This window comes from Hymenobacter lapidiphilus (assembly GCF_003417065.2).
GTDB lineage: Bacteria > Bacteroidota > Bacteroidia > Cytophagales > Hymenobacteraceae > Hymenobacter.
This window is the reverse complement of record NZ_QVLT01000011.1, coordinates 108,708-133,202: the sequence shown is the minus strand read 5'-3', so window position 1 is coordinate 133,202 and position 24,495 is coordinate 108,708. Positions and strand designations below refer to the sequence as shown.

At 60.0% G+C, this 24,495-nt stretch carries 17 protein-coding genes and 2 pseudogenes; 9 read left to right on the top strand and 10 right to left on the bottom strand.

Annotation, left to right across the window (positions count from 1 at the left end; all coding sequences use genetic code 11):
• Nucleotides 1–275: 275 nt before the first annotated feature.
• Both D0N36_RS08845 and D0N36_RS08840 read left to right on the top strand, forming a co-directional pair.
• Nucleotides 276–1,007, top strand: coding sequence for a CPBP family intramembrane glutamic endopeptidase (locus tag D0N36_RS08845; RefSeq protein ID WP_190242587.1), 732 nt, complete (start codon nt 276–278; stop codon nt 1,005–1,007).
• 178 nt (nt 1,008–1,185) lie between these two features.
• Complete coding sequence (locus tag D0N36_RS08840) at nt 1,186–1,671, top strand: ankyrin repeat domain-containing protein (protein WP_116941031.1); 486 nt, start codon at nt 1,186–1,188, stop codon at nt 1,669–1,671.
• 92 nt (nt 1,672–1,763) lie between these two features.
• Here D0N36_RS08840 and D0N36_RS08835 read toward each other — a convergent pair whose 3' ends face one another.
• From D0N36_RS08835 to D0N36_RS08825, 3 genes are all read right to left on the bottom strand, one after another.
• Entirely contained in the window at nt 1,764–2,198 is a 435-nt protein-coding gene (locus D0N36_RS08835; RefSeq protein WP_116941030.1) for a hypothetical protein, read from the bottom strand.
• 34 nt (nt 2,199–2,232) lie between these two features.
• On the bottom strand, nt 2,233–4,359 hold the full coding sequence (gene scpA / locus D0N36_RS08830) for a methylmalonyl-CoA mutase (RefSeq protein ID WP_116941029.1): 2,127 nt from the start codon (nt 4,357–4,359) through the stop codon (nt 2,233–2,235).
• A gap of 62 nt (nt 4,360–4,421) precedes the next feature.
• Nucleotides 4,422–6,239: a methylmalonyl-CoA mutase family protein gene (locus tag D0N36_RS08825; RefSeq protein ID WP_116941028.1), complete on the bottom strand. Its 1,818-nt coding sequence runs from the start codon at nt 6,237–6,239 to the stop codon at nt 4,422–4,424.
• A gap of 254 nt (nt 6,240–6,493) precedes the next feature.
• On the opposite strand from D0N36_RS08825, the gene D0N36_RS08820 reads away from it, so the two are divergent.
• The 4 genes and pseudogenes from D0N36_RS08820 (at nt 6,494) to dnaA (ending at nt 11,335) form a co-directional block, all read left to right on the top strand.
• Nucleotides 6,494–7,666: a hypothetical protein gene (locus D0N36_RS08820; protein WP_116941027.1), complete on the top strand. Its 1,173-nt coding sequence runs from the start codon at nt 6,494–6,496 to the stop codon at nt 7,664–7,666.
• Nucleotides 7,667–7,802: 136 nt separating this feature from the next.
• The gene (locus D0N36_RS08815; RefSeq protein ID WP_116941026.1) at nt 7,803–8,564 is read left to right on the top strand and encodes a 5'-nucleotidase C-terminal domain-containing protein; all 762 of its coding nucleotides are present in this window, start codon (nt 7,803–7,805) and stop codon (nt 8,562–8,564) included.
• 159 nt (nt 8,565–8,723) lie between these two features.
• Nucleotides 8,724–9,659, top strand: coding sequence for a bifunctional metallophosphatase/5'-nucleotidase (locus D0N36_RS08810; RefSeq protein WP_190242586.1), 936 nt, complete (start codon nt 8,724–8,726; stop codon nt 9,657–9,659).
• Nucleotides 9,660–9,836: 177 nt separating this feature from the next.
• Nucleotides 9,837–11,335 (top strand): annotated as a pseudogene (gene dnaA / locus D0N36_RS08805) (chromosomal replication initiator protein DnaA).
• Nucleotides 11,336–11,459: 124 nt separating this feature from the next.
• Here dnaA and D0N36_RS08800 read toward each other — a convergent pair.
• The 3 genes from D0N36_RS08800 to D0N36_RS08790 form a co-directional block, all read right to left on the bottom strand.
• On the bottom strand, nt 11,460–11,933 hold the full coding sequence (locus tag D0N36_RS08800) for a hypothetical protein (RefSeq protein ID WP_147320805.1): 474 nt from the start codon (nt 11,931–11,933) through the stop codon (nt 11,460–11,462).
• A 48-nt stretch (nt 11,934–11,981) separates the two neighbouring features.
• Nucleotides 11,982–12,431: an OsmC family peroxiredoxin gene (locus D0N36_RS08795; protein WP_116941024.1), complete on the bottom strand. Its 450-nt coding sequence runs from the start codon at nt 12,429–12,431 to the stop codon at nt 11,982–11,984.
• 96 nt (nt 12,432–12,527) lie between these two features.
• On the bottom strand, nt 12,528–12,956 hold the full coding sequence (locus D0N36_RS08790) for an OsmC family peroxiredoxin (protein ID WP_116941023.1): 429 nt from the start codon (nt 12,954–12,956) through the stop codon (nt 12,528–12,530).
• Between the two features lie 163 nt (nt 12,957–13,119).
• Between D0N36_RS08790 and D0N36_RS08785 the strand changes: the two are divergent.
• The 3 genes and pseudogenes from D0N36_RS08785 to D0N36_RS08775 all read left to right on the top strand — a co-directional run bounded on the left by D0N36_RS08785 (nt 13,120) and on the right by D0N36_RS08775 (nt 19,572).
• Nucleotides 13,120–14,600: pseudogene (locus D0N36_RS08785) on the top strand (GH3 family domain-containing protein).
• A 238-nt stretch (nt 14,601–14,838) separates the two neighbouring features.
• A complete protein-coding gene (locus tag D0N36_RS08780; RefSeq protein ID WP_116941022.1) occupies nt 14,839–18,081 on the top strand; it encodes a SusC/RagA family TonB-linked outer membrane protein in 3,243 nt (1,080 codons plus the stop codon).
• Nucleotides 18,082–18,087: 6 nt separating this feature from the next.
• Nucleotides 18,088–19,572, top strand: a complete 1,485-nt coding sequence (locus tag D0N36_RS08775; RefSeq protein WP_116941021.1) for a SusD/RagB family nutrient-binding outer membrane lipoprotein — start codon at nt 18,088–18,090, stop codon at nt 19,570–19,572.
• 114 nt (nt 19,573–19,686) lie between these two features.
• Here D0N36_RS08775 and prfB read toward each other — a convergent pair.
• The 4 genes from prfB to D0N36_RS08755 form a co-directional block, all read right to left on the bottom strand.
• Nucleotides 19,687–20,764 (bottom strand): peptide chain release factor 2 gene (prfB, locus tag D0N36_RS08770; protein ID WP_116941020.1). Its coding sequence is split into 2 segments (ribosomal slippage): nt 19,687–20,703 and nt 20,705–20,764, totalling 1,077 coding nucleotides; the frame shifts between segments, so codons are not numbered across the junction.
• Between the two features lie 180 nt (nt 20,765–20,944).
• Nucleotides 20,945–22,009 carry a branched-chain amino acid aminotransferase gene (locus tag D0N36_RS08765; protein WP_116941019.1) on the bottom strand — a complete coding sequence of 355 codons (1,065 nt, stop codon included), beginning with the start codon at nt 22,007–22,009 and terminating at the stop codon, nt 20,945–20,947.
• A gap of 227 nt (nt 22,010–22,236) precedes the next feature.
• Nucleotides 22,237–22,785 carry a cob(I)yrinic acid a,c-diamide adenosyltransferase gene (locus D0N36_RS08760; protein ID WP_116941018.1) on the bottom strand — a complete coding sequence of 183 codons (549 nt, stop codon included), beginning with the start codon at nt 22,783–22,785 and terminating at the stop codon, nt 22,237–22,239.
• Between the two features lie 153 nt (nt 22,786–22,938).
• The gene (locus D0N36_RS08755; RefSeq protein WP_116941017.1) at nt 22,939–23,658 is read right to left on the bottom strand and encodes an ABC transporter ATP-binding protein; all 720 of its coding nucleotides are present in this window, start codon (nt 23,656–23,658) and stop codon (nt 22,939–22,941) included.
• Nucleotides 23,659–24,495: the final 837 nt, after the last annotated feature.

Genomic DNA, 24,495 nt, shown 5'->3' with positions numbered 1-24,495 from the left:
GCTCGCGCCGTTAAACGGAATCGTTGCAGCAGCGCGAGCGGCGGGCGGGGGACAAGCCCCGCACCCTACGCTGTTCTGCATAACTCGGGTTAAGTGATGTTCGGGCCGGCGTAGTTCAACCCTGATTTCGGGGACTTCATCGGATTTTTCCGTTAGTTGCCGCTTTTCTCGTTTCCTGGCGAGTGTTGCCGGCGCACTTTTGAGGCATGTTCACCAACGCCTCAACTGCCATGAGAAAGCGTCTTCTACTTGCCGCCGTCGTATGTTTAGCCTTTTTGCTGGCTTCCTACGGAGCGCGCTACGGCCTGCAATTGCTGGGCCTGGTGCCCCACGACCTTTCCGACCTGAATTACTGTCTCTACCTCGCCTGCTCGTGGCTGGGAATCCCGATGCTGACGTTGGCGGCCTGGTACGGCCCCGGCCGGGTGCTGCGGGAACTGGGGTGGCAGGCGCCGGTGGGCACGGGGCTGCTGATGGGCCTCGGGTGTACGCTGCCCATGCTGCTGGGCTACGCGGTGCTGTTTCCACTGACGACCACGGCCGGCCCGGTCCTGTTTTCGGGGCTATTGCGTGGGGCTTTCTGGGCCGGTTTAAGCGAGGAAACGCTCTTCCGGGGCTTCCTGTTTGGCCAACTGTACCGCCGCGTAAAGCTGCCCTGGCTGCTGGTGGTGCTGGTCGAATCCGGCATTTTCGCCACGGGCCACCTCTATCAGAGCCACGACCTGGCTTCGGCGGTGGGCGTGCTGGCCGTCACGTTTGGGGGCGGAGTGTGGTTCGGTTGGCTCTACAAGAGCTGGCAGAATCTGTGGGTGCCCATCTTCCTGCACATGTTCATGAATGGCTGGTGGATGCTGTTTGAAGTAGATAATTCGGCCGTGGGCAGCGTGGGGGCCAATGTGTTTCGGGTGCTAACCATTGTGCTTTCCGTAGTGCTCACGCGCTGGCACCTGCGCCGCCGGGCCCGGCTGGCGGAGCCGACGGCGGGGGCAACGTGGGCCGTGGCGTAGGACCCGGGAGCGGGCGGCCGGCAAAATCTGCCGGGTACAATTATCCGTTGGGCGTTGCGGCCGTATGAATGGCTCGGACGTTACCGGGCAACTCCAGCGGGTTGCCCGGTGATGTCCGTTTTTAAGGCTCCCGTAAGGGTTTTCGTCCCTGGTCGGCTCGCTGCCCACTCACTCAATTATGCCCATGCCTGCTACCGCGCTGCAAGAACAGTTGATTACCGCCGTCCGCCAGAACGATGCGGCCGCCATTACGCGCCTGCTGGCCGAAGGTGCCGACGCCAACGCCCCCGACGGCCGCGGCTTCACGCCCCTCGTGCTGGCTGCCTACGACGACCACCTCGAAGCCACTCGCGCCCTGCTCGCCGGCGGGGCCGACCCCAACCGGCCCGTCGGCGGCGGCAACACCGTGCTGATGGGCGTCGCGTTTAAGGGCCACACCGGCATGGCCCAACTGCTCCTCGACCACGGGGCCGAACTCAACGCCCGCAACGGCGAGGGCAGCACCGCCCTCATGTTCGCCGTGCTTTTCGGCCGCCACGAGTTCCTGGACCTGCTCCTCGCCGCCGGGGCCGACGCTACCCTGCGCGACAACAAAGGCCAATCGGCCCGCGACCTAGCCCGCCAGAAAGGCAACGATCACGCCCTAACGGTGCTGCCTGAGTAGCCCCAACCGGCCCCTCTCGAAACGCCCAACGCCCCGCCCTCCGGTTTGCCGGGAGGCGCGTTGGCGTTTACCGTTCAGTAGTAGCCCGGCAATCAGGCAATAGCTGCCGCGTCGAGCTGATCGAGAGTTGCCACCGAGCCGGGCAGTTGCGTGTGGTGCAGCAGCTGCGCCAGCTCCGGGGGCAGTTCAGCGAGCAGCAGCGGCACCGCCGGGCGGGCTAATAGCTGGTAGCGTGTATCTGCCCGAATATGCAGTTGCACTTTGTCAAACGAGAACAGGCCGCGCCGGGCGTAGCGCAAGAAACTTTCGTAACGTATTCCCCTTTCAGCTTTTATTACTAAAAATCCTGCTCCGGTCTCCGGTAGTGTCAGGAAATATTGATGTAATGTCATTAAGTCCTCCTGCGAAGCCGCCACTGACTCAGGCAGCACCCCGCCGCCCGAGGCCATGTGCAGAATATGGCCGTCGCTATCGGTAGCGAACCAATCAATGTCGGCTTCGAGCTGGTCGTTGTCGGAGATAAGCATCTAAAGCGGATTGCTATACTTCATTAAAAAGCTCCTACGACTCTGTCTCCAGCTTCGCTAGAATCTCCTGCGCTGCTACGGCAATGACGGTGCCGGGGCCGTACACGCCGGCCACGCCGGCATCGAAAAGAAACTTGTAGTCCTGGGCCGGGATGACGCCGCCGGCAATGACGAGGATATCTTCACGGTCGAGCTGCTTGAGCTCCGCGAGCAACTGCGGAATCAGGGTTTTGTGGCCGGCGGCCAGGCTGCTCACGCCCACCACGTGCACGTCGTTCTCGGCCGCTTGGCGGGCCACCTCGTCGGGCGTCTGGAACAGGGGCGCAATGTCCACGTCGAAGCCCACGTCGGCGAAGGAGGTGGCAATAATTTTGGAGCCCCGGTCGTGGCCGTCCTGGCCCATTTTGGCCACCATCATGCGGGGGCGGCGACCCTCGCGCACGGCAAACTCGTCGGCCATTTCGCGGGCCTTGGCAAACTGCTCGTCGTAGTTCATCTCCTGCGAATAAACACCCGAAATAGCCCGGATAGTAGCTTGATGGCGGCCGTACACCTTCTCCAACGCATCCGAAATCTCGCCCAGCGTGGCGCGCAGGCGGGCCGCATCCACCGCCAGGGCCAGCAGGTTGCCGTTCTCGTCGCGGGCCGCATCCGTGAGGGCCGTTAGCGCCGCCTGCACGGCCGTTTCGTCGCGGGCGGCTTTGGTGGCGAGTAGGCGCGCAATCTGCGACTCGCGCACGGCGGCGTTGTCGATGTCGAGCACGTCGATTTGCTGCTCTTCGGAAGGACGGTAGCGGTTCACGCCCACCACAATGTCCTTGTTCGAGTCGATGCGGGCCTGTTTGCGGGCAGCGGCCTCCTCGATGCGCATTTTGGGCAGGCCGGTTTCGATGGCTTTGGCCATGCCGCCCAGCTCCTCCACTTCGGCCATCAGGGCCCAGGCCTTGTCGGCCAGCTCGTGGGTGAGGGTTTCCACGTAGTAAGAACCGCCCCAGGGGTCCACCACGCGGGTTACGTCGGTTTCGTGCTGCAGATACAGCTGGGTGTTGCGGGCAATGCGGGCCGAGAAGTCGGTGGGCAGGGCAATGGCCTCGTCGAGGGCGTTGGTGTGCAGGCTCTGGGTGCCGCCTAGAACCGCGGCCAGGGCTTCCACGGCCGTGCGGGCCACGTTATTGAACGGGTCCTGCTCGGTGAGCGAGTAGCCCGACGTCTGGCAGTGGGTGCGCAGGGCCAGGCTTTTCGGGTTCTGGGGGTTGAACTGCTGGATGAGCTTGGCCCACAGCAAACGGCCGGCCCGGAGTTTGGCAATTTCCATGAAGTGGTTCATGCCAATGGCCCAGAAAAACGACAGCCGGGGCGCGAAATCATCAATAGCCAGCCCGGCGGCCATGCCGGCCCGCACGTACTCCAGGCCGTCGGCCAGGGTGTAAGCCAGCTCGATATCGGCCGTGGCGCCGGCCTCCTGCATGTGGTAGCCCGAGATGCTGATGGAGTTGAACTTGGGCATGCGCTCCGCCGTGTAGGAGAAGATGTCGGCAATGATGCGCATGCTCGGCAGCGGCGGGTAGATATAGGTGTTGCGCACCATGAACTCCTTCAGAATATCGTTCTGAATGGTGCCCGCCAGCTGCTCCGGCCCCACGCCCTGCTCCTCGGCCGCCACAATGTAGAAGGCCATAATCGGCAGCACGGCCCCGTTCATGGTCATGCTCACCGACATCTGGTCCAGCGGAATCTCATCAAACAGCAGCTTCATGTCCTCTACCGAGTCGATGGCCACGCCCGCCTTGCCCACGTCGCCCTGCACCCGCGGGTGGTCGGAATCGTAGCCCCGGTGGGTGGCCAAATCGAAGGCTACGCTCAGGCCCTTCTGCCCGCCGGCCAGGTTGCGGCGGTAGAAGGCGTTGCTTTCCTCGGCCGTCGAGAAACCCGCGTACTGGCGCACGGTCCAGGGTTTCTGCACGTACATCGAGCTGTACGGCCCCCGCAGATACGGCGCCACGCCCGCCCCGAAACCCAGATGGTCGAGGTGGGCTACATCGGCGGCCGTGTAGAAGGACTTGAGCGTGATGCCCTCGGGCGTGGTCGTCGTGTCGGGGGCGTCGGCGAGCGGGGCGGGCAGCTGGGCGGCGTCGTAGGGTATCTGGGAGAAGTCGGGCATGGAAGGGCACGTTGGGGCGCAGTGCACGCGCCCGCTTATCAAAAGGATACTATAAAGAGCGGTTATTCAGCTTCGGAGGATGCGGCAGCCGCGGGCGCCGCATCTCGTCCCTGCAGACGGGACAAAACGGCTTCAGTGGTGTAGCCTTCCACGGTAAATTCTTTCAGGCCGAATATCTGCACCGCCTCCCGCATGGTCGCTAAATCGGCCGTGAGCAGGGTGGGAGGTACAAAGCCGCCCTCATCGAGTGGTACACCGCTAACGGTGCGGGCCAGCTGGCCGAACTGCTCGGGCGTGGCATACATAAGCGTGGCCTGCTCGGAGGAAGAAAACAGCACCGACAGCGTACCCTCGGGGTGGGCATGGCGCAGCTCGGACCGCTCCGGCTCGGGCAGCGTCCGCAAAAAGGATTCGAGGATGGTTTCGTTGGTGTGCGCGCCCAGCAGCACCAGCGCCGCCCGCTTCTTCTTCAGCTCGCGCCGCTCGAAGTGCAGGGCCGTAGCCAGCCGTAGCACCTCGGTGGGGTAGGTGGCCCGGGTGCTATCGAAGCCCGGGCTGCGCAGCAGGCGCTTGGGATTGAAATCGAACTGCTCCTTGGCATTCTGGTAGCGGTTGGTGCCCACCACCACCTGCTCGCCGGAAGCAATGCGCTGGAACTGGGCCTGGGCGGCCTCGTGCAGCAGCGCCATTGCCTGGCCGGTGGCGGCGGGCAGTCCGCCGGCCGCTTCAACCTGCTGAAACAGCGCCCAAGCCTCGCGGGCCAGCGTGTCGGTGAGGGTTTCGAGGTAGTAGGAGCCGGCGGCCGGGTCCTGCACCTGGCCCAGGTGGGCCTCTTCGCGCAGCAGCACCGGCAGGTTGCGGGCCAGCCGCTCGGCAAAGTCGTTGGGCTCGTGGAACAGGCTGTCGAACGTGCCCACGCTCACGGCATCGGCCCCGCCCAGCACGGCGCTCATGGCCTCGGTGGCGTGGCGCAGCAGGTTGGTATGCGGGTCGAGAGTGGTCTGGCTCCAGGTGGCGGTGCTGGCGAAAATCGTGAGGCGCTCCGCCGCTTCAGCCGGCAGCCCGTAGGCGTGCAGCAGCGTGGCCCAGAGCCGGCGCAACGCCCGCAGCTTGGCAATTTCGAAGAAGTAATTGGGGGCCACGGTCACGTGCAGGTGCAGGGCGGCGGCCACATCGGCTACCGATAGCTCATCACTGGGCAGCTTGCTGAGGTAGTTAACGGCCGTGTTCAGGGCAAAGGCAATCTGCTGGGTAGCGGTGCCCCCACGGTTACCGTAATAAGCCACATCCAGGCCCAGGGCCCGGAATTCGGGCCAGGCGCGGCTGGTGGCCAGCACCTCGCGCAGCTCCTGCTGCTGGGTAACCAAATCGGGAACGTGGTGAGTGAGCGGGTCGAGCACCAGAAAGCCGCGCAACGGCCCTGCGCCAGTGGCAGCCAGCCGCGCCAGCAGCCCGGCCGCCCCGCGCCGCAGCGAGTAGCCTACGTAGGTGTCGGCCAGCGGCAGCTGTTGCGCCAGGTAATCGACGTCAAACTCCTCGGCCTGGGCCAGCACGAAATGGGCGCCCTCGGCCCCCAGCGCCAGCGCCGCCGCGGCTCTGTCGATGGCCTCGTGCCCCCGGCTGGCGGCCGGCACCATGTAGGTGGGCACGTTGCGCCAGGTGTCGCCCGGCCGCACCAGCGGGGCCGGGGCACCACCCAGCTCCCCAAGAGCCTCCTGGTGGTAAAAGGGCTCCATCGCAAAGCCGTCGGGCGTCTGCCAGCGCAGCGTGGCCGGATCCTGGCCCTTCAGGTCGCGGGTCAGGCGCTCCTGCCACTTGGCCGTGGTCAGGGGCTGAAATTCGGGAAAGGAAACCGGCACGGGTTGCGGCGAATCGGCCATGGAGCAGCGGGGTGGGGTGGAAAATAGCGCACCCGAAGGCGCGGGTTAAAGATAGGGGGTAGGGGCCGGAAATCGGGTTTGGTGGCCGGAAATGCCCGTGCTATCTTGGCCCGTTTTTAAACTGGTTCCAATGGTGGCCAGCGGCTTATTTTACTTTCTGTAACTCTCTTTGATGCTGAAAAAACTACTCCTGGTTGCCCTGTTAGGCGTTTCCCTCGGGGCTTAGGCCCAAACCAAACTTCCGGCCCGGCTACGTGGTCACGCTCGGCGGCGATACGCTGCGGGGCGAAGTGGACGCCCGTGGCGCCGTGCGCAATGCGCGCCTGGGCCGGTTCCGCCCCACCGCCGCCGCCCCCATTACCGATTATCAGCCGCGCCAGCTGCAGGGCTACGCCATCACCGGCGAGCAGCTTTACCAGAGCGCCACCGTGCTGCTGGCCGACTCGGTAGGCCCGGGGGCCGCGCTGGGTGCGGCCCCCGATACGCTGCAAAGGCCTTCTTTCGTTGAAGTGCTGGTGCGCGGGCCGCTGAGCCTGCTCTACCTGCGCGACGAGCAGCGCATCGACCACTACTACGCCCAACCGCGGGCCCAGCCCTTGTGCGAGCTGCGCCAGCGCGTGGTGAAGTCGCAGAGCGAGGGCCGGCGTTATGAGCGGGAAACCAACGAATTCCGGTACACCCTGGCCAAGCTGATGGCGTCGTGCCCGAGCGTGCAGCCGCGCCTGACTGCGTTGCGCTACCAGTCCAGGGAGCTAATCCAGGTGGTGCAGGCGTACAACGCATGCACGGGCGAAAGCTTAACCGTGCTGCCGGCCAAAGCCCGTAAAAACTATCTGCAACTGGGCCTTATTGCGGGCGCCCAGACCAGCCAGCTAAAAATCGAAGGCAGCATTTTTAGACTTCCTCTCAAAGGTACCAGCGCAGTCCGGCCGGTTATCGGGCTGGGGCTGACGTTGCATACGGGCCTGAGCCGTAACATCACTTTCCGGCTGGAAACCCTCTACGAGCAGCAGTACTACGACCGGCTGGCACCTTATACAAATCAGATAGCGGTTACCCCGGCGCTTAGTTCTGAGAAGCGCGCCACACTCAGCACCCTGCGCGCCCCTTTGCTGGTGCGCTATATCTATCCCAGAGGCCGGTTTCAACCCATGATTTATGCCGGCTACAGCTATGGATTATATCTGCGGGCTGACGTAGAAGACCGTGTGAAAGTGGCCCGCCCGCCCCTCAGCCCGCTGGAAGTAGTTTATAAGGGCTCGCCCGAGCCGGAGCAGGCACTTATCGGTGGCCTGGGCCTGACTACGGCCCGTCCCGACGGCCGCAACGCCAGCGTTGAGCTGCGCTACGAGTACTCCAACGGCTTCAACAGAATCAGTACTATCAACCGCTTCTACTTGCTGCTCAGCTACGACCTGACCAAGTAGCCCGGCGGGTTGCTGCAACGGCCGGCGGTGGGAACAGGTACCTCTCCTCCGCCGGCTGTTTCGCGTCCGGTCCTGTTGGTTTTGGCCGCATTGGCGTACCTTTGGCGCCGGCTTTTCTTACTGCCGCCGACTTGCTATGCGTATTCTTCGTTCTCCTATAGCGGTTTTAAGCCTGCTGGCGGCCGTGTCCTTCGCGCCGGCCTGCCAGCGGGCCGTTTACCAGCCCCAGGCCCGGCTGGCACCGGTTACGGCGCAGCCCGTCGGTAAATCCATCCCCGACGATGCCCGCGCCACGGCCACCATTGCGCCCTACCGCGAAAAGGTGGTGTCGCAGATGACGACCGTGCTGGGCAACGCCCCGGTGGCCCTGACCAAAAAATCGGGCGAGTCGCTGCTGTCCAATTTTGTGGCCGACTTGCAGCGCACCGAGGCCAGCAAGGTGCTGGGTCGCCCCATTCCGCTGGGCGTAATGACCAATGGCGGCCTGCGGGCTCCTATTCCGGCCGGTCCCGTAACGGTGGGCACAGTGTTCGAGCTGATGCCGTTCGAAAACCAGCTGGTGGTGCTCGACGCGCCCGGCGCCGTGGTGCAGGAGTTGTTTGATTTCGCCGCCCGCAGCAGAATGGCCGTTTCGGGCGCCACGTACACCGTTACGCCCGAAGGCAAGTCCAGCGCCATCCTCATCGGCGGCCAGCCCTTCGACGCCACCCGCAACTACGCCATTGCCATTTCCGACTACTTGGCCGGCGGCGGCGACGCCATGGCCTTCTTCAAGCCGCTCAAACCCGAAAGCACGGGCCTGCTGCTGCGCAATGCCATCATGGACTACATCAAGGAGCAAACGGCCCAGGGAAAACCCATCCAGTCCGCCATCGAAGGCCGCGTGAATCAGTTGTAAACCGCAGATGCAGCCGTCAGCACGATTCTGCCGGCGAGTTTCTTCCCTGCGAGAGGCTGCCGTGTTGCCTTCTGATTATGAAATCGTGCTTTCCTAATTGTGTTCTGTAAGCTGACATCTGCCTCTGCGTTGTCTGCACCATCTGTAGCATCTGTGATTATGATCAATCGGAGAGAATTTCTGAAGTACACCGGCCTGGGCGTAGCCTCGCTGGGCGTATTGGGCGCGGCCGCGGTGCCGGCCATAGCGGCCGCCGATGATAAAACGGTGCGCCTGACCATTCTGCACACCAACGACATGCACTCGCGCATCGAGCCTTTTCCGGACAATGCCGGGCAGTGGGCCGGCATGGGCGGCATGGCCCGGCGGGCGGCTCTCGTGGCGCAGGTGCGCCAGCAGGAGCCCAACGTGCTGCTACTCGATTCGGGCGACATCTGGCAGGGCACGCCGTATTTCAACTTCTTTCAGGGCGAACTGGAGTTCAAGCTGATGAGCCAGATGGCCTACGACGCCAGCACCCTCGGCAACCACGACTTCGACAACGGCATTGAAGGCCTGCACAAGCAGCTGCCCAACGCCACATTCCCGTTTCTGAGCGCCAATTACGACTTCACCGACACCCTGCTGGCCGGCCGCTTCCAGCCTTATAAGGTGTTCGAAAAGCAGGGCCTGCGCATCGGCGTATTCGGCATGGGCATCGACCTAGCCGGCCTCGTGGAAGACAAGAACTTCGGGGCTATCAAGTACCTCGACCCCGTAGCCGTAGCCCGCGACATGGTGGCGCGCCTGCGTGGAGCCGAGCGTTGCGACCTGGTTATCTGCCTCTCGCACCTAGGCTACAAGTACGCAAGCGCCAAAATCGACGACATCAAGCTGGCTACCCAGGTAGCCGGTATCGACCTGATACTGGGCGGCCACACCCATACGTTTCTGGAGAAGCCCGAGCCCGTGGCCGGCCCGAACGGCCACACCACGCTCATCAACCAGGTCGGCTGGTCGGGCATCAACGTGGGCCGCATCGATTACGCGTTTGCCCGCAAATCGCGCCGGCTCACGGTAGCCGCTACCGTCGTGCTACCGGTTTCGGCGGCGTAGTTTAAGGGCGGGATTAGAGACGTGTTAAAATGGAATGAAATACAAGCCCGCCCAGGGTTTTTTGTCTCCTGAGTTTTCCACATTTTTGTCTCCCTCTAAAAAATTGCGGCGTAGCGGCACCCGCATTATCAGTCCTGTTCTCACCCGCACCCACGTTGCTTTTGCCCTGCTTGTTTGATGTCGAAGGATTGCCATACGGTCTGGGCTAATTGTCTTCGCGTCATCAAATCAGCGATTGGTGAGCAGAGCTACCGCACATGGTTTCAGCCCATTGTGCCGGTGCAGCTGCACAATAATGTGCTCCTGATTCAGGTGCCGAGCACCTATTTCTACGAGTTTCTGGAGGAGCACTACGTCGAGGAGCTCAAGCGCGCCATCCACCAGGAGCTGGGCCTGGAAGGGCGACTGGAGTACAGCATCGTCGTGGATCAGGGCAATGCCCAGCAGAAGCCGCGCACGCTCAACCTGCCCACCGCCCACCGGGCCGCCGGGCCCACCGCCTCGACTACGGCCGCCGCCGCCTCGCTGGCCCAGAGTGCCCAGACGTCTTCGGCCCGTAACATGGCTGCCGCTTCCGTACGGCCCGCGCCCGCCCCCAACATCCTGCGCAACCCTTTCGAGGCCAGCAAAAGCATCGACCGCGACTACCTCAAGTCGCAGCTCAACGGCTCCTACACCTTCGAAAACTACATCGAAGGCGACTGCAACCGTCTGTCGCGCTCGGCGGGGCTGGCCGTGGCCAACAAGCCCGGTACCACCAGCTTCAACCCGCTCATGATTTACGGCGGCGTGGGCTTGGGCAAAACCCACCTGGTGCAGGCCATCGGCAACCACATCAAGGCCACCAACGCCGACAAGTTCGTGCTCTACGTGTCGGCCGAGAAGTTCACCAACCAGTTCATCGAGAGCCTGCGCTCCAACCAAGTGCAGGACTTCGCCACTTCTACCTGCTGGTCGATATCCTGATTCTCGACGACGTGCAGTTTCTGTCGGGCAAGGATAAAACGCAGGAAATGTTCTTCCACATCTTCAACCACCTGCATCAGGCCGGCAAGCAGATTGTGATGACCTCCGACCGACCCCCGCGCGATTTGGTGGGCTTGGAAGACCGGCTGCTCTCCCGCTTTAAGTGGGGCCTGACGGCCGATTTGCAAAGTCCCGACTTCGAGACGCGCATGGCCATCATCCAGAACAAGATGCAGCAGGACGGCATCGATATTCCGCCCCAGGTGGTGGAATATCTGGCCCATTCGGTGAACACCAACGTGCGCGAGCTAGAAGGCGTGCTGATTTCGCTGGTGGCTCAAAGCAGCCTCAACCGCCGCGAAATCGACCTAGAGATGGCCAAGCAGGCCCTGCGCCACATCATCGAAGAAGTGGAGGCCGAGGTGAACCTCGACTTTATCCAGAAAACCTGCGCCGAATATTTCAGCGTGCCGCTGGAGTTGCTCAAGGCCAAAACCCGCAAAAAGGAAGTGGTAACGGCGCGGCAGGTGGCCATGTATTTCGCCAAGGAGCACACCAGTCATTCGCTCAAGAGCATCGGCCACCACTTCGGCGGCCGCGACCATAGCACCGTCATCCACTCGGTGCAAACCGTGTCCGACCTCATCGACTCCGACAAGTCCTTCCGCGGCACCATCGTGGAGCTACGTAAGAAGTTTGCCGGCAGATGAAATTCGAGCTGTTAGCTGAGAGCTTATAGCTGTTAGCTTCCGTTCAAAAAACCTGTCATCCCACACAAAATAAGGCCCCACACTTAGCTGAGTGCGGGGCCTTATTCGTTTCTCAGCTAACAGCTCAGGATTTGAGCGGGATGTTGTGCTTGGTTGCGAAGGCCTGCACTTGGTCGCGCATGAGGCGGCGGCGTTTTAAACCCCGCACTTGGCGCAGGCTCAGGGCGTGCGAGTTGCCATCGGCCAGACGCAGGCGCAGCTGCTGGGCACCCATATCAAGTGCCTGAATGCTCTCGGCGGCAAAGGCCTGCTTGGGCCTGAATAGCCCTTCCTTGTGCACGATGTAACCTGGCGTGAACTCCAGGTAGCTCTGGGTACCGAAAATTGGGGCATTATGGACCAGCACGTAGCCTAGGTACACGAGGCTGAACACCAGAAACACATAGTGCAGAAAGTACATGTCGGTGGCTCCCGCATCGGTTACTATTAGTGAAACCGTGTAGGCTACCCACATCAGGCCCAGAAAAAGCTGGCCCCAGAAGGGAATACGTTGCGTATTGGCGGGCCGAAGACGGACGCGGGTAGAATTAGGGTGCATAGGAGGCGGGAGAGAGCCGAAGGAAGCCGTAAAAGTAAGAAGTTGTTTTTAGTTGCCCGGCTCCGGGGCGTGTTTTAGCCGGGCTGCCACCAGCTGCAAATCGAGGCTGCCCTTGAGCAACTGCGAGATAAGACAGTTTTCCTTGGCGCTTTCGGCGTACTGTTGAAACTCCTCCGGCGTCAGGCCGGCCACTTCGGCCTCGGTGCTCAGGCTAATACCAACCACTTTGGGCACGTCGCCCGAGGTGTCGATGGTAGCCTTCGACTCGGTCTGGATGCGTTGGGCGGGTTTGCCGTCCAGGCTCAGCAGCTGGGCCAGAAAGATGGTGAAGCAACTGGCGTGCGCCGTGGCCAGCAGCTCTTCGGGGTTGGTGCTCTTCTGGCCGTCTACCAGCGCGCCGGTTGCATACACGGCCCGCACGGCGCCACTCTGCGACCAGATTTCGCCGCTGCCCGTAATATCGCCGCGCCAAACGGCGTTGCCTCGTTGATAAGCCATGCAGTGTGTTTTTATGAGGAAAACGCGCCCGAAGGTGGCAGGTGACGGCCGGGCCGGCAGACTGGGTAACCCGCCCGCCGCCCCGGCCGACTTTCTTTACTTGAGCTTGGCCGAAGCCAGCTCCATTTCGGGCACGGCCTTCAGTAGCTGCGACATCGGGCAGTTTTGCTTGGCGTATTCCGCCTGCTTCTGAAACTCTTCCTGAGAAAGACCCTCTACTTCACCCTCGGTGCTGAGCGTGATTTTGACAACTTTCGGCACCTCGCCCGAAGTGTCAAGTGTTACTTTCGACTCGGTGCGAATCTGCTTGACGGCGTGGCCCGCTTTGGTTAGGTTGCCGGTCAGAAACATGGTGAAGCAGCCGGCGTGGGCGGCTCCGATAAGCTCTTCGGGGTTGGTGCCCTTCTCGCCCTCGAAGCGGGCACCTACTGAGTAGGGAGCCTGCACGGTGCCGCTCTGGGTCGAGATTTCGCCGCTGCCTTTAATGTCGCCGTTCCAGACGGCTGTTCCTCGTTGATTGGTCATGGGTGTGGGCTTGAAAGCTGAAGTATAAGGTTAGTAGCTCCGCATACGCGGGCCGGGGCCGAAAGGATAAGCCGCGGCGGACTCCTATTATATATAGGTGAGGAAGGTATCTTTGGCTGGCCACTGCATACCATGTCGTCGTTTCACCACATTATCCCTCCCGATGGGTCTGAAAGCCACCCTGAGCCGGCCGCTGGCCGCTTACATTGTCCGGCAGTACGCCCGCTGGCAGCACGACCCCATTGGTACTCAGCAGCGGGTGTTGCGCCAACTGCTGGCCCAGGGCGCCCGCACCGCCTTCGGCCAGGCCCACGACCTAGGCGCCGCCCGCACCGCCACCGACCTAGCCGCCCGCGTGCCCGTGCGCGACTATGAGGGGCTGCTGCCGTGGTTCGAGCGCATGAAAACCGGCGAAGCCGATGTGCTCTGGCCCGGCCGGCCGCTGTACCTGGCCAAAACCAGCGGCACTACCAGCGGCGCCAAGTACATCCCGCTCACCCGCGCCAGTATCCCTAACCACCTCAACGGAGCCCGCGACGCGCTGCTCCACTACGTGCAGCGCACCGGCAAAAGCCAGTTTCTCGATGGTAAGCTGATGTTTCTGTCGGGCTCGCCGGAGCTGGAAACGCTCAACGGCATCCACGTCGGCCGGCTGTCGGGCATCGTTAATCACCATGTGCCTGCCTACCTGCGCCGCAACCAGCTGCCCAGCTACAACACCAACTGCATCGAAGACTGGGAGCAGAAGCTGGACCGGATTGTGGACGAAACCCTGCCCGCCCCGATGACGCTCATTTCGGGCATTCCGCCGTGGGTGCAGATGTATTTCGACCGTGTGGTGGCCCGCACCGGCCGGCCGTGGGGGAGGTGTTTCCGGGCTTTGACCTGTTCGTGTACGGCGGCGTCAACTTCGAGCCCTACCGCCGCAAGCTTTTCGATACCATTGGCCGGCCCGTCGATAGCCTGGAGCTATTCCCGGCCTCCGAAGGCTTCCTGGCCTTCCAGGACGAACCCGGCAACCCGGGCCTGTTGCTGCTACTCGACGCGGGCATTTTCTACGAGTTCGTACCCGCCGAGCGGTTTTTCGAGTCCAACCCACCCCGCCTCACGCTGGCCGAAGTAGTCCTTGACCAGCAGTATGCCGTGGTGCTCACCAGCAACGCCGGCCTGTGGGGCTACAGCCTCGGCGACACCGTGCGCTTCGTGAGCCGCTACCCGTTTCGGGTGGTTGTAACGGGCCGCATCAAGCACTTTCTGTCGGCCTTTGGCGAACATGTGATTGGCGAGGAAGTGGAGCAGAGCCTGCGCGAGGCGCTGGCGGCGCACCCCGAAGCCGAAGTAACCGAGTTCACGGTAGCGCCATTGGTCAGCGCCGACCCGGCTACGCCTTCGCGCCACGAGTGGCTGATTGAATTCGCCCGCCCCCCCCACAGCCCGGCGGCCTTTGCTGCCGCCCTCGATGCCGGCCTGCAGCGCCGCAACTCCTACTATAACGACTTGCGCATGGGTAACATTCTGGCAACCCTGCAGCTAACGACGCTACCACCCGGGGCTTTTCAGCTGTTTATGAAGTCGTTAGGTAAGCTGGGGGGGCAGAATAAGGTGCCTCGCTTAAGCAATGACCGGACCTTGGCGCGAGGATAACGGGCCGTTAGTCCCGATGAATAACACCTAATTGGATTTTACGGATAGAATAATATAGTTTTTAATAGAATTTTAATCTTGGACTAGCTAACACCACCGCTTATTTTACGCTAACTGCAATAAATGTTACAGCAGTTGCTTACTTTTAGCGGAAAGAAGGGTGTTGGCTGCTTATTTAGTATTTAGCGATAACACTCATCTTGGCCCCTTTTCAAGTCCACCAAACTTTTTCACTCACATGCGGAAAATTTTATTAACTGCGGCTCTGCTCGCGCCTGTCCTGTTGCAGCAGGCGGCCGCTCAGAATCGGCAAATCTCCGGACGGATTACCGACCGCTCTTCCGGCCAGGGTCTGCCCGGGGTTACTGTATTGGTTAAGGGCACCACTATTGGTGTATCGACCAACGCCGATGGTTCCTACACTATCAGCGCTCCGGCTTCTGCAACTACTCTCACGTTCTCATCCATTGGTTTCGTCGCGGTTGAGCGGCCCATTGGTACAGCTTCCACCATCGATATCGGTCTTTCTACCGATTCTAAAGTGCTGGGTGAGGTTGTAGTAACTGCTCTTGGGCAGGAGCGCACGCGTAACTCGCTGCCTTTTGCTGCTACCCAAATAGAAGGCACGCAAATCACGGCCGCGCGAAACCCTAATGCCGTAAATGGTTTGTCAGGTAAAGTAGCTGGTATTCAGATTCGCCAAAGCAATACGCTTGGTGGTTCGACCAACATCCTGATTCGTGGAACCAAGTCCATCACGGGCAACAACCAACCTTTGTTCGTAGTGGATGGTGTTCCCATCAGCAACGCCAACACGAACACCGGCGGCCAGCAAACTGGTGGCGGTGGTTACGACTATGGTAATGCTGCTGCCGACATCAACCCGGATGACATTGCTACAATGACCATCCTGAAAGGTGCCGCCGCTACTGCCTTGTACGGTGAGCGTGCGGGTGCTGGCGTTATTCTGATTACCACCAAGAAAGGCCGTCAAGGTCTGGGTGTAACTATCAACGCTGGCGTTACGGGCGGTAGAATTGACAAAAGCACGTTCGTAAACTACCAGAAGGAATACGGTTCGGGCTACGGACCATATTTCGATATGGAGGATGTAGACGGTGATGGCCGGCCTGACAGGATTTCCCAGCTAAGCGCAGATGCCTCCAATGGCCCACGCTTCGATCCTAACCTCAGCGTTTTCCAGTGGGATGCCTTCGTGCCTGGCACTGCCAACTTTGGTAAAGCTACCCCGTGGGTTGCTGCTGCCAACGACCCCACTACCTTCTTTGAAACCGCCGTTACGCTGAACAACAGCATCGCCATCGACGGTGGTAATGACAAGGGTACTTTCAAGCTGGGCTATAGCAGCATCCGCGACAAAGGTGTTCTACCCAACAGCCAGGTAAATAAGAACATCGTCAACTTCGCTGGTTCTTTGAACCTGACCACTCGCCTGACTGCGAGTGCGGCGGTGAACTTCTCGGTAGTTGATGGTAACGGTCGTTACGGCACTGGCTACAGTGGTGGTTTCAGCGAGAACCTGGTGACTAATTTCCGTCAGTGGTGGCCGGTTAACGTTGACATCAAGCAGCAGAAGCAAGCCTACGAGGCTACTGGTGCCAACGCCAGCTGGAACATCAGAAACTACACCACTTCTTCCCCTGAATACTGGAACAATCCGTATTTCTCGCGCGAGAAGAGCTTCCAGACCGATTCGCGCTACCGTACGTTTGGTAACGTCTCGCTTAATTACAAGGTGACGGACTGGTTCGACGTATTGGGCCGGGTAACGCTGGATTCCAACGATGAACTACAGGAAGAGCGGCTGGCATTTGGCTCGGTAGGCGTTCCTGGTTATAGCCGCTATAACCGTACCTCCCGCGAAGCCAACTTCGACCTGATTGGTAACTTCAAAGCCAAAATCGCGGAAAGCATCAGCTTCAACGGCTTGATCGGTGCCAACATGCGGCGTGAGCAAGCGCAATCCATTCGGGCAACGACCAATGGTGGCCTAGTTATTCCGGAGCTGTACTCGCTGTCCAACAGCGTGTCGCCTTTGATTCCTCCTGGCGAAAGTGATACGCGGCGGGCAGTGGATGGCATATTTGCCAGCACCACCTTCGGCTACCGTGATATGGTGTTCCTTGATCTGACGGCGAGAAGAGACGTGTCCTCTACGCTGGCTTCAAATAACAATGCTTTCTTCTATCCTTCGGCCGCTCTTGGTTTTGTCTTCTCCGAACTGGTGAAGGAAACGGCTCCCTGGATGTCTTATGGTAAGATCCGCGGTAACTATGCCGAAGTAGGTTTGGGTGCTCCCATTTACAGCCTCAACGACTCATTCGACAAGCCTGTTGCTTTCGGCAACGTAGCGCTGTTCTCAGTTCCTTCCACGAAAAATAACCCCGACCTTTTGCCTGAGCGCACGAAGAGCGGTGAGATAGGCGTGGAAATGGCGTTCCTGAACAGCCGTTTTGGCTTTGAAGCTAACGTGTACCAGTCGAACTCGGTCGACCAGATCATTCCGATTAACGTTTCGACGGCCTCCGGTTTTGGCTTCCGCTTTGTTAACTCCGGTGAAGTCCGCAACCGTGGTTTGGAACTTTCTACCTTCCTCACTCCTTTCCGTAGCGAAGACTTTACCTGGACGATAAACGCCAACTGGACTAAAAACCAGAACCGCGTTATGTCGCTCTACGAGGGGTTTGATAACATCGTACTGGCCAACTACCAGGGTGGTGTATCGAGCAACGCCACGGTGGGTCGGCCATTCGGTAGCCTCCGCGGCTCCAACTTTGTGTACCAGAATGGACAGAAAGTTGTTGGCGAAGATGGTTACTACCTGCAGAGTGATACGCGAAATGAGGAAATAGGAAACCCAAATCCAAGCTGGACGGGTGGTGTTTCGAACACAGTTTCCTACAAAGGCGTTTCGCTCTACTTCTTGGTAGATGTTCGTAATGGCGGTCAGGTATTCTCTCTCGACCGCTCGTATGGTCTTGATACCGGTGTTCCGAAGGAAACGGCTGGTCTCAACGACTTGGGCAACCCTTCGCGTGACCCGATTGTGCAAAACCCGGATGGTACCTATGCTTCTACCAGTGGCGGCGTGATCTTCCCCGGTGTACAGGAAAATGGTTCGCCGAACACTGTACGCGCTGACAACAGCACTGAAAGTGGCTCGACGGCTTACGGTTACTCGCATAACCCATCTGCTGCCTTCGTTTACGATGCCAGCTATGTAAAACTGCGCGAATTATCTCTGTCTTACTCACTGCCTAAAGCTTGGATAGCTAAAGTAGGTGCCGTTAAGGGTGTAGACTTCTCTATTGTTGGCCGTAACCTGTGGATACTCCACAAAAACATGCCCGATGCCGACCCAGAAGATGCAGTTAGCTCCGGCAACCTCGGACAGGGTTATTCTACGGGTGCTTACCCCGCTGTTCGTACTCTCGGTGCCAACATTCGTCTTAGCTTCTAAATCATCATGAAAAAAATCCTTCTTGCTGGTGTGTCTGCCTTAGCGCTGACCGCCTCTTGTGTCGGTTCCTTAGACGACGACTACAACGTAGACCCGAAAAGCCCTACCACAGCGCCTGCTGCCGGCTTCATTGCCAATGCTGAGCGCTCCTTGACTCGGGCAGTGGTGTCGCCTAACGTGAACTCGAACCCGCTGCGCTACTTCACGCAGTATTGGGCAGCTACCGATTATCCTACGGAGGCTCGGTACGATCTTAACACCCGGAACATCCCCACAAATTTCTGGAATTCGCTTTATCGTGACTGCATTCAGGATTTGCGGGCTGCCAAAACGGCTATTCCGAATGATATAACCATTCCGGAAGCTAACAAGGCCAATGCTTTGGCGGTAGCGGAGGTATTGGAGATTTACGCTTGGGCAACGTTGGTTGAAACGTACGGAAACATCCCATACAGCGAGGCACTCGACTTTAATAAGCCGCGCCCAAAGTATGATGATCAGACTACCATCTACAACGACCTGATCAGCCGACTGGATGTTGTTATCCGTGCGTTGGATACGAATGCATCAGTGTCTACTGGCCTTGGCACAAACGATCTGATTAACGGTGGTAGCACCGTGCTGTGGACCAAGTTTGCCTACGCCATGAAATTGCGCATGGCACTCGTAATTGCTGATGTGGACAACACTAAAGCAAAAGCTATGGCCGAATCCACGGTAGCTAGTGCTGGCAAGTTGCTGGCTTCCAATGCCGACAACATCGATCTTACCTTCAACGGTACGTTCCCAAACACCAATCCGCTGTTTGAGGATCTGGTGAGAAGCGGCCGTCAGGACTTTGTGGGTGCTAACTATTTCATTGATCGTCTGAAGGGTGTTGCTGGTCCTGTAAAGGCAGTAGATCCACGCCTGAATGATTACTTCAATGCCGCTACCAGTGCCAGCTTGCCAGCAGGTAGTTTTGTAGGCGGGGTAGTAGGTACTACCAATCCAAAAACGACCATTTCGCAGCCAGGAACCAAGCTTCGGGCTCAGACTCTGCCAGGTGTTCTTATGTCTTACGCACAGGTGGAATTCCTGCTAGCTGAAGCCAGAAGCCGTGGTTATGCTGTTGGTGGCACTGCTGAGTCGCACTACAATGCTGGTGTTACTGCTTCCATTTTAGAATGGGGTGGCACGGCTGCAGAAGCAACGGCCTACCTTGCCAATCCAACGGTAGCCTATACCACTGCGCCGGGTACGGAAAAGCAGAAAATTGCTTATCAGGAATGGGTTGCTCTGTACAACCAGCCTGTAGAGTCTTGGACGACGTGGCGTCGTCTCGACTATCCTAACCTACCAATTGCCGTGCAGGCAGTTACCGATGTTATTCCGGTTCGCTACGTATATCCTGTTGTAGAACAGAATATCAATGGCGCCAACTACAGCGAAGCTGCTGCTGCCATTGGTGGTGACAAAGTAGGTACTAAGCTGTTCTGGGATAAGTTCTAAGAATAGTTGCTGCATAATAAAAAGGGCTACCCAATCGGGTAGCCCTTTTTATTTGGTCTTACAGGTGCAAAGCCAGAGGCAATTTATTACAGCCCGGAGGCAGTATTAGTCTACCTAGCTCTGCATCAGATAGCCTTTGATATACTCTTCCAGGTCGCCGTCAAGTACGTTCTGCACGTCGGTGCGCTCGATGCCGGTGCGCAGGTCCTTGATAAGCTTGTAGGGGTGGAGCACGTAGTTGCGAATCTGGGAGCCGAAGTCGATGCGCTTTTTGCCGGCTTCTACTACGTCGCGAGCAGCGTTACGCTTATCCATCTCAATCTGATAGAGGCGCGATTTGAGCATGCGCAGGGCGTGCTCCTTGTTCATAAGCTGGCTACGCTCAATCTGCACGGCGATGATGATACCGGATGGCGCGTGCGTGAGGCGTACGGCGGTTTCCACCTTGTTCACGTTCTGGCCGCCGGCCCCGCCCGCCCGGAAGGTATCCCAGCTGATGTCGGCGGAGTTGATTTCGATGTTGATGGTATCGTCAATCACTGGGTAGGCGAATACTGAGGCGAACGAGGTGTGGCGGCGGCCGCTGCTGTCGAAGGGCGACATGCGCACGAGCCGGTGCACCCCGATTTCGCTTTTCAGATAGCCATAGGCAAACTGACCGTCGATTTCGAGCGAGGCTGACTTGATGCCGGCACCCTCGCCGGGCTGGTAGCTGAGCTGGCGCACGGTAAAACCCTGCTTTTCGCCCCACATGATGTACATGCGCATGAGCATCTCGGCCCAGTCCTGGCTTTCGGTGCCGCCGGCACCAGGGTTGATGTCGATGACGGCCGAAAGCTGGTCTTCCTCGTCGGAGAGCATGCGCTTGAACTCCAGGCGCTCCACCGACTGCTCGGCGGCGGCGAATTCGCGCTGCATTTCAGCCTCGGGCACGTCGCCTTCGCGGTGGAACTCATAAAGCACCTCCACGTCATCAACCTGCTTTTCTACGGCCTCGTAATCGTCGGTCCAGACCTTTATGCCCTTCAGCTCGCGCATGGTGGCTTCGGCCTGTTTGGAGTCGTCCCAGAAACCGGCCGACGTGGTCTGGGCCTCAATTTCCTCTACCTGTTCTTTGCGGGCATCGTAGTCAAAGATACCTCCTCAGGGCCTCGGCGCGGCCCTTCAATTCCTTCACCTGGTCGTGGGTCATAGGAAAAAAAGTGTGAATTCTGAAATAGGAAAAATGCCGGCACAATGGCTGGGCAAAGGGTAAAGGTCGTGAAAATACCACCGCCGGACGCAACAGAGCCGGTCCCCGCCCGAAAGGCAGGGACCGGCTCTACGCCGAAGTAGTATCCCGGCGGAGAACTACCGAAAAAGCGGATCGGGGTTATACGCGCACCATCCAGCCGTAGGGGTCGGGGGCTTCGCCGTTGCGGATGGCGGCCAGCGCAGCAGTAGCGCGGCGCGAGAAGGCGTCGGCCGGGGGCGTGGGCAGCTCGTAGTCGTGGCCCTGGTAGCCGATAACGGCAATGGTGGCAATGGTGGCGGCCGTGCCTACCCCAAATGCTTCCTGTAGCGTGCCGTTGCGCTGGGCGTCGAGCACTTCAATGGCCGATACCTTGCGCTCCTCTACGGGCATGCCCCAGTCGCGGGCTAGCTGTAGCACGCTGCGGCGGGTGATGCCGTCGAGGATGGAGCTGCTCAGGGCGGGCGTAACCAGGTGGCCGTCGATGATGAACAGGGCGTTCATCGTGCCCGATTCCTCCACGTATTTGTGCTCCGAGGCATCAGTCCAGATGAGCTGGTTGTAGCCTTCCTGCTGGCCCAGCTTGGTGGGGTACATGGCCGCGCCGTAGTTGCCGGCGTTTTTGGCCGCGCCCGCGCCGCCCTCGGCCGAGCGCACGTAAGTTTCTTCGAAGCGCACCCGCAGCGGCTTCTGGTAGTAGAGGCCCACCGGGCAGGTGATAATCATGAAGCGGTACGACTCCGACGGACGCACGCCCAGCATGGCATCGGTGGCGAACATGAAGGGCCGGATGTAGAGGGCGCTGCCAGCGTCGGTGGGGACCCAGCCGCTGTCGAGGCGGATGAGTTGCAGCAGGCCCTGCATGAAGATATCCTCAGGCAACTCGGGCATGCACATGCGGCGGGCCGAGGCGTTGAAGCGGTGGAAATTATCGAGCGGGCGGAACAGCGCTACCTCGCCGTCGTGGTTCTTGTAGGCCTTCATGCCCTCAAAAATCGACTGGCCGTAGTGGATGGCCGAATTGGCCGGACTCACGCTCATATCGCCGTAAGGCACAATATGCGGCTCCTGCCACTGCCCGTCGTGGTAGTCGACTACCAGCATGTGGTCGGCGAAGGTTTTGCCGAATTCGAGCTGGGCAAAGTTTATCCCAGGCAAACGCGGGGCGCTGGTGCGCTGGGTTGGAATGGTGAGCGTATCGAGCATGGGGTGGGATGGATGGGTAGGTGGAGAGAATAAATCGGCCCGCTGACGGAAGCAAGGAGGGCTTCCGGATCCGGCCCGCCGCAAACTTGCGGTGAAAGGCCAGCAAGCCGACCGAACGTTTGGCGGCCAGCAGCTTACCAGCCGGATACGGCCCAAGGGCATTGGCCGGCTGAGTTAAAGATGCGAATTTTCTGCGTAAGCTGCCTAACGCCTGTTAGGCAGCTGCACTACATGCGCGGCTCCCACTTCACTTCCTCGGCACCCAGCTCGTGGGCCATCTGGCGGCTGAGCACGAACAGGTAATCGGACAGACGGTTGAGGTACATTGCCACCAGCTCGGCCACAAACTCGTCTTCGTTCAGGTGAATTACCAGCCGCTCGGCCCGGCGGCACACGCAGCGGGCCAGGTGGGCAAATGACACTGACTGATGGCCACCGGGCAGCACAAACACCCGCAGTTCGGGCAGCGTTTCGTTCATGCGGTCCATTTCCTGCTCCAGCAGCTCCACGTCCTCGGCGTGCAGGTCCGGAATCTTCATCTTCGACTTCTCGGGGTCGGAAGCCAGCGAAGCACCTACCGTAAACAGGCGGTCCTGGATTTCCTTGAGCAGCGTGCGCCGGGCTTCGTTCACGGGCTGGTCGCGCACCAGACCGATGTAGGAATTCAGCTCGTCAACGGTGCCGTAGCACTCGATGCGCAGGCTGGATTTAGGCACGCGCGTGCCGCCGATAAGCGAAGTAAGGCCCTTGTCGCCGGTTTTGGTATAGATTTTCATGCGTTGAGGAGGGGGAAATGTTAAAATGGAACGTCATTCAGAGCGAAGCGAAGAATCTTGCGTGCTGACGTCGGATGGCTATTAACAACATCAGCACGTAAGATTCTTCGCTTCGCTCTGAATGACGTTCTATTTTACCAACAAAAACCTCACTTACCCTTTCGCTAACTGGCCGCTTACCACGTTTTCATTCACCTCGTCGGTTTCCACGAGGCCATCGCGCAGGCGCACAATGCGGTGGGCGTGCATGGCAATATCCTCTTCGTGCGTTACCATGATGATGGTGTTGCCGCGCACGTAGAGGGCCTCGAACAGCTCCATGATTTCGTGGCTGGTGCGGGTGTCGAGGGCACCGGTCGGTTCGTCGGCCAGGATGATGCTGGGATTATTGACCAGGGCGCGGGCAATGGCCACGCGCTGGCGCTGGCCGCCCGACAACTCGTTGGGCTTGTGCAGGGCGCGGTCGGCCAGGCCTACGCTGCGTAGCGCTTCGCGGGCCATTTCGTGCCGCTCGCTTTTGCCGTAGCCAGCATAGATGAGGGGCAAAGCCACGTTATCGAGGGAAGTGGCGCGGGGCAGCAGGTTGAAGCTCTGGAACACGAAGCCAATTTCGCGGTTGCGCACGTCGGCCAGCTGGTTGTCGCTCATGTTGCTCACGTCGTGCCCGTTGAGCACGTAGCTGCCGCCCGAAGGCGTATCGAGGCAGCCGATGATGTTCATGAGCGTTGACTTGCCCGAGCCCGATGGTCCCATGAAGGCCACATACTCGCCCCGCTGAATGGTAATGGATACCGACTGCAGGGCGTGGATTTCCTCAGCCCCCATGCGGTACACCTTGGAAATATCATCGGTCTGGATAATAGGAGGCTGCATAGGATGAGGAGCTAAGGGTTAATTCCAGGAGGTCTTACGGGCCACCAGGGCCGCGTCGTACTCCTTGCGAAAGGTACCATAATCCGCCGCCGAAAGCAACGTGCCGAGACGGTAGAGCGGGGCCTGAGCGTATTCCATCAGGCCCACCGGCACGGCCGCCAGCACGTAGGCTTTCAGTAGCGCCACCGATTCGGGGTTGTACTCCACCCCGCGTAGCAGTACGTCGTAGGCTGCCGGAAACTCGTTGCGGCGGGCGTGGAAGGCAGCGGCGGCGACCAGCCCGTTTTCGGCGAATGGGGCCTGCTGCACCAGCCGGGCATAGAGGCGGCCAGCTTCGGCCGGCTGCTTATCGGCCTCGGCCAGCGCCGCCCGGAAATACAGCCGCTGATACGTCTCGAACCCGGTAAATGTGCCCTTCTGCGCTAGTTCGCGCAGCTGGGGCCACTGCTGCCCGCGTATGTACAGTTCGCCCCGCAACACGTTCCAGGGCGAAGCGCCCGCGGCCCCAATGGGCGGCGCGACCTGCGCCAACGTCTTGCGCACGGCATCGAGCTGGCCGGCCTCCAGCGCGCGGGGCAATTGGGCCAGTAGGGCAGTGCTTTGCAGCGGGCCCGATGTTACGGAAGTAGCCGACGGGAGCAGGGCCGGGGCCGGCAACTCGTCGCCACGTAGCACCAGGTATTGGGTTTTCACTGAATCAGATGCTAGGCTGTAAGTTTCACGCAGCTCGGGCTGCAGGGCCGCTCGTAACAGCTGGGTCGCCGCGCCGGCCGGAGCACGAGCGGCTACCTGCCGGGCCGAATCGGACTGACCGCTCAGGGCCAGTGCGTAGGCCAG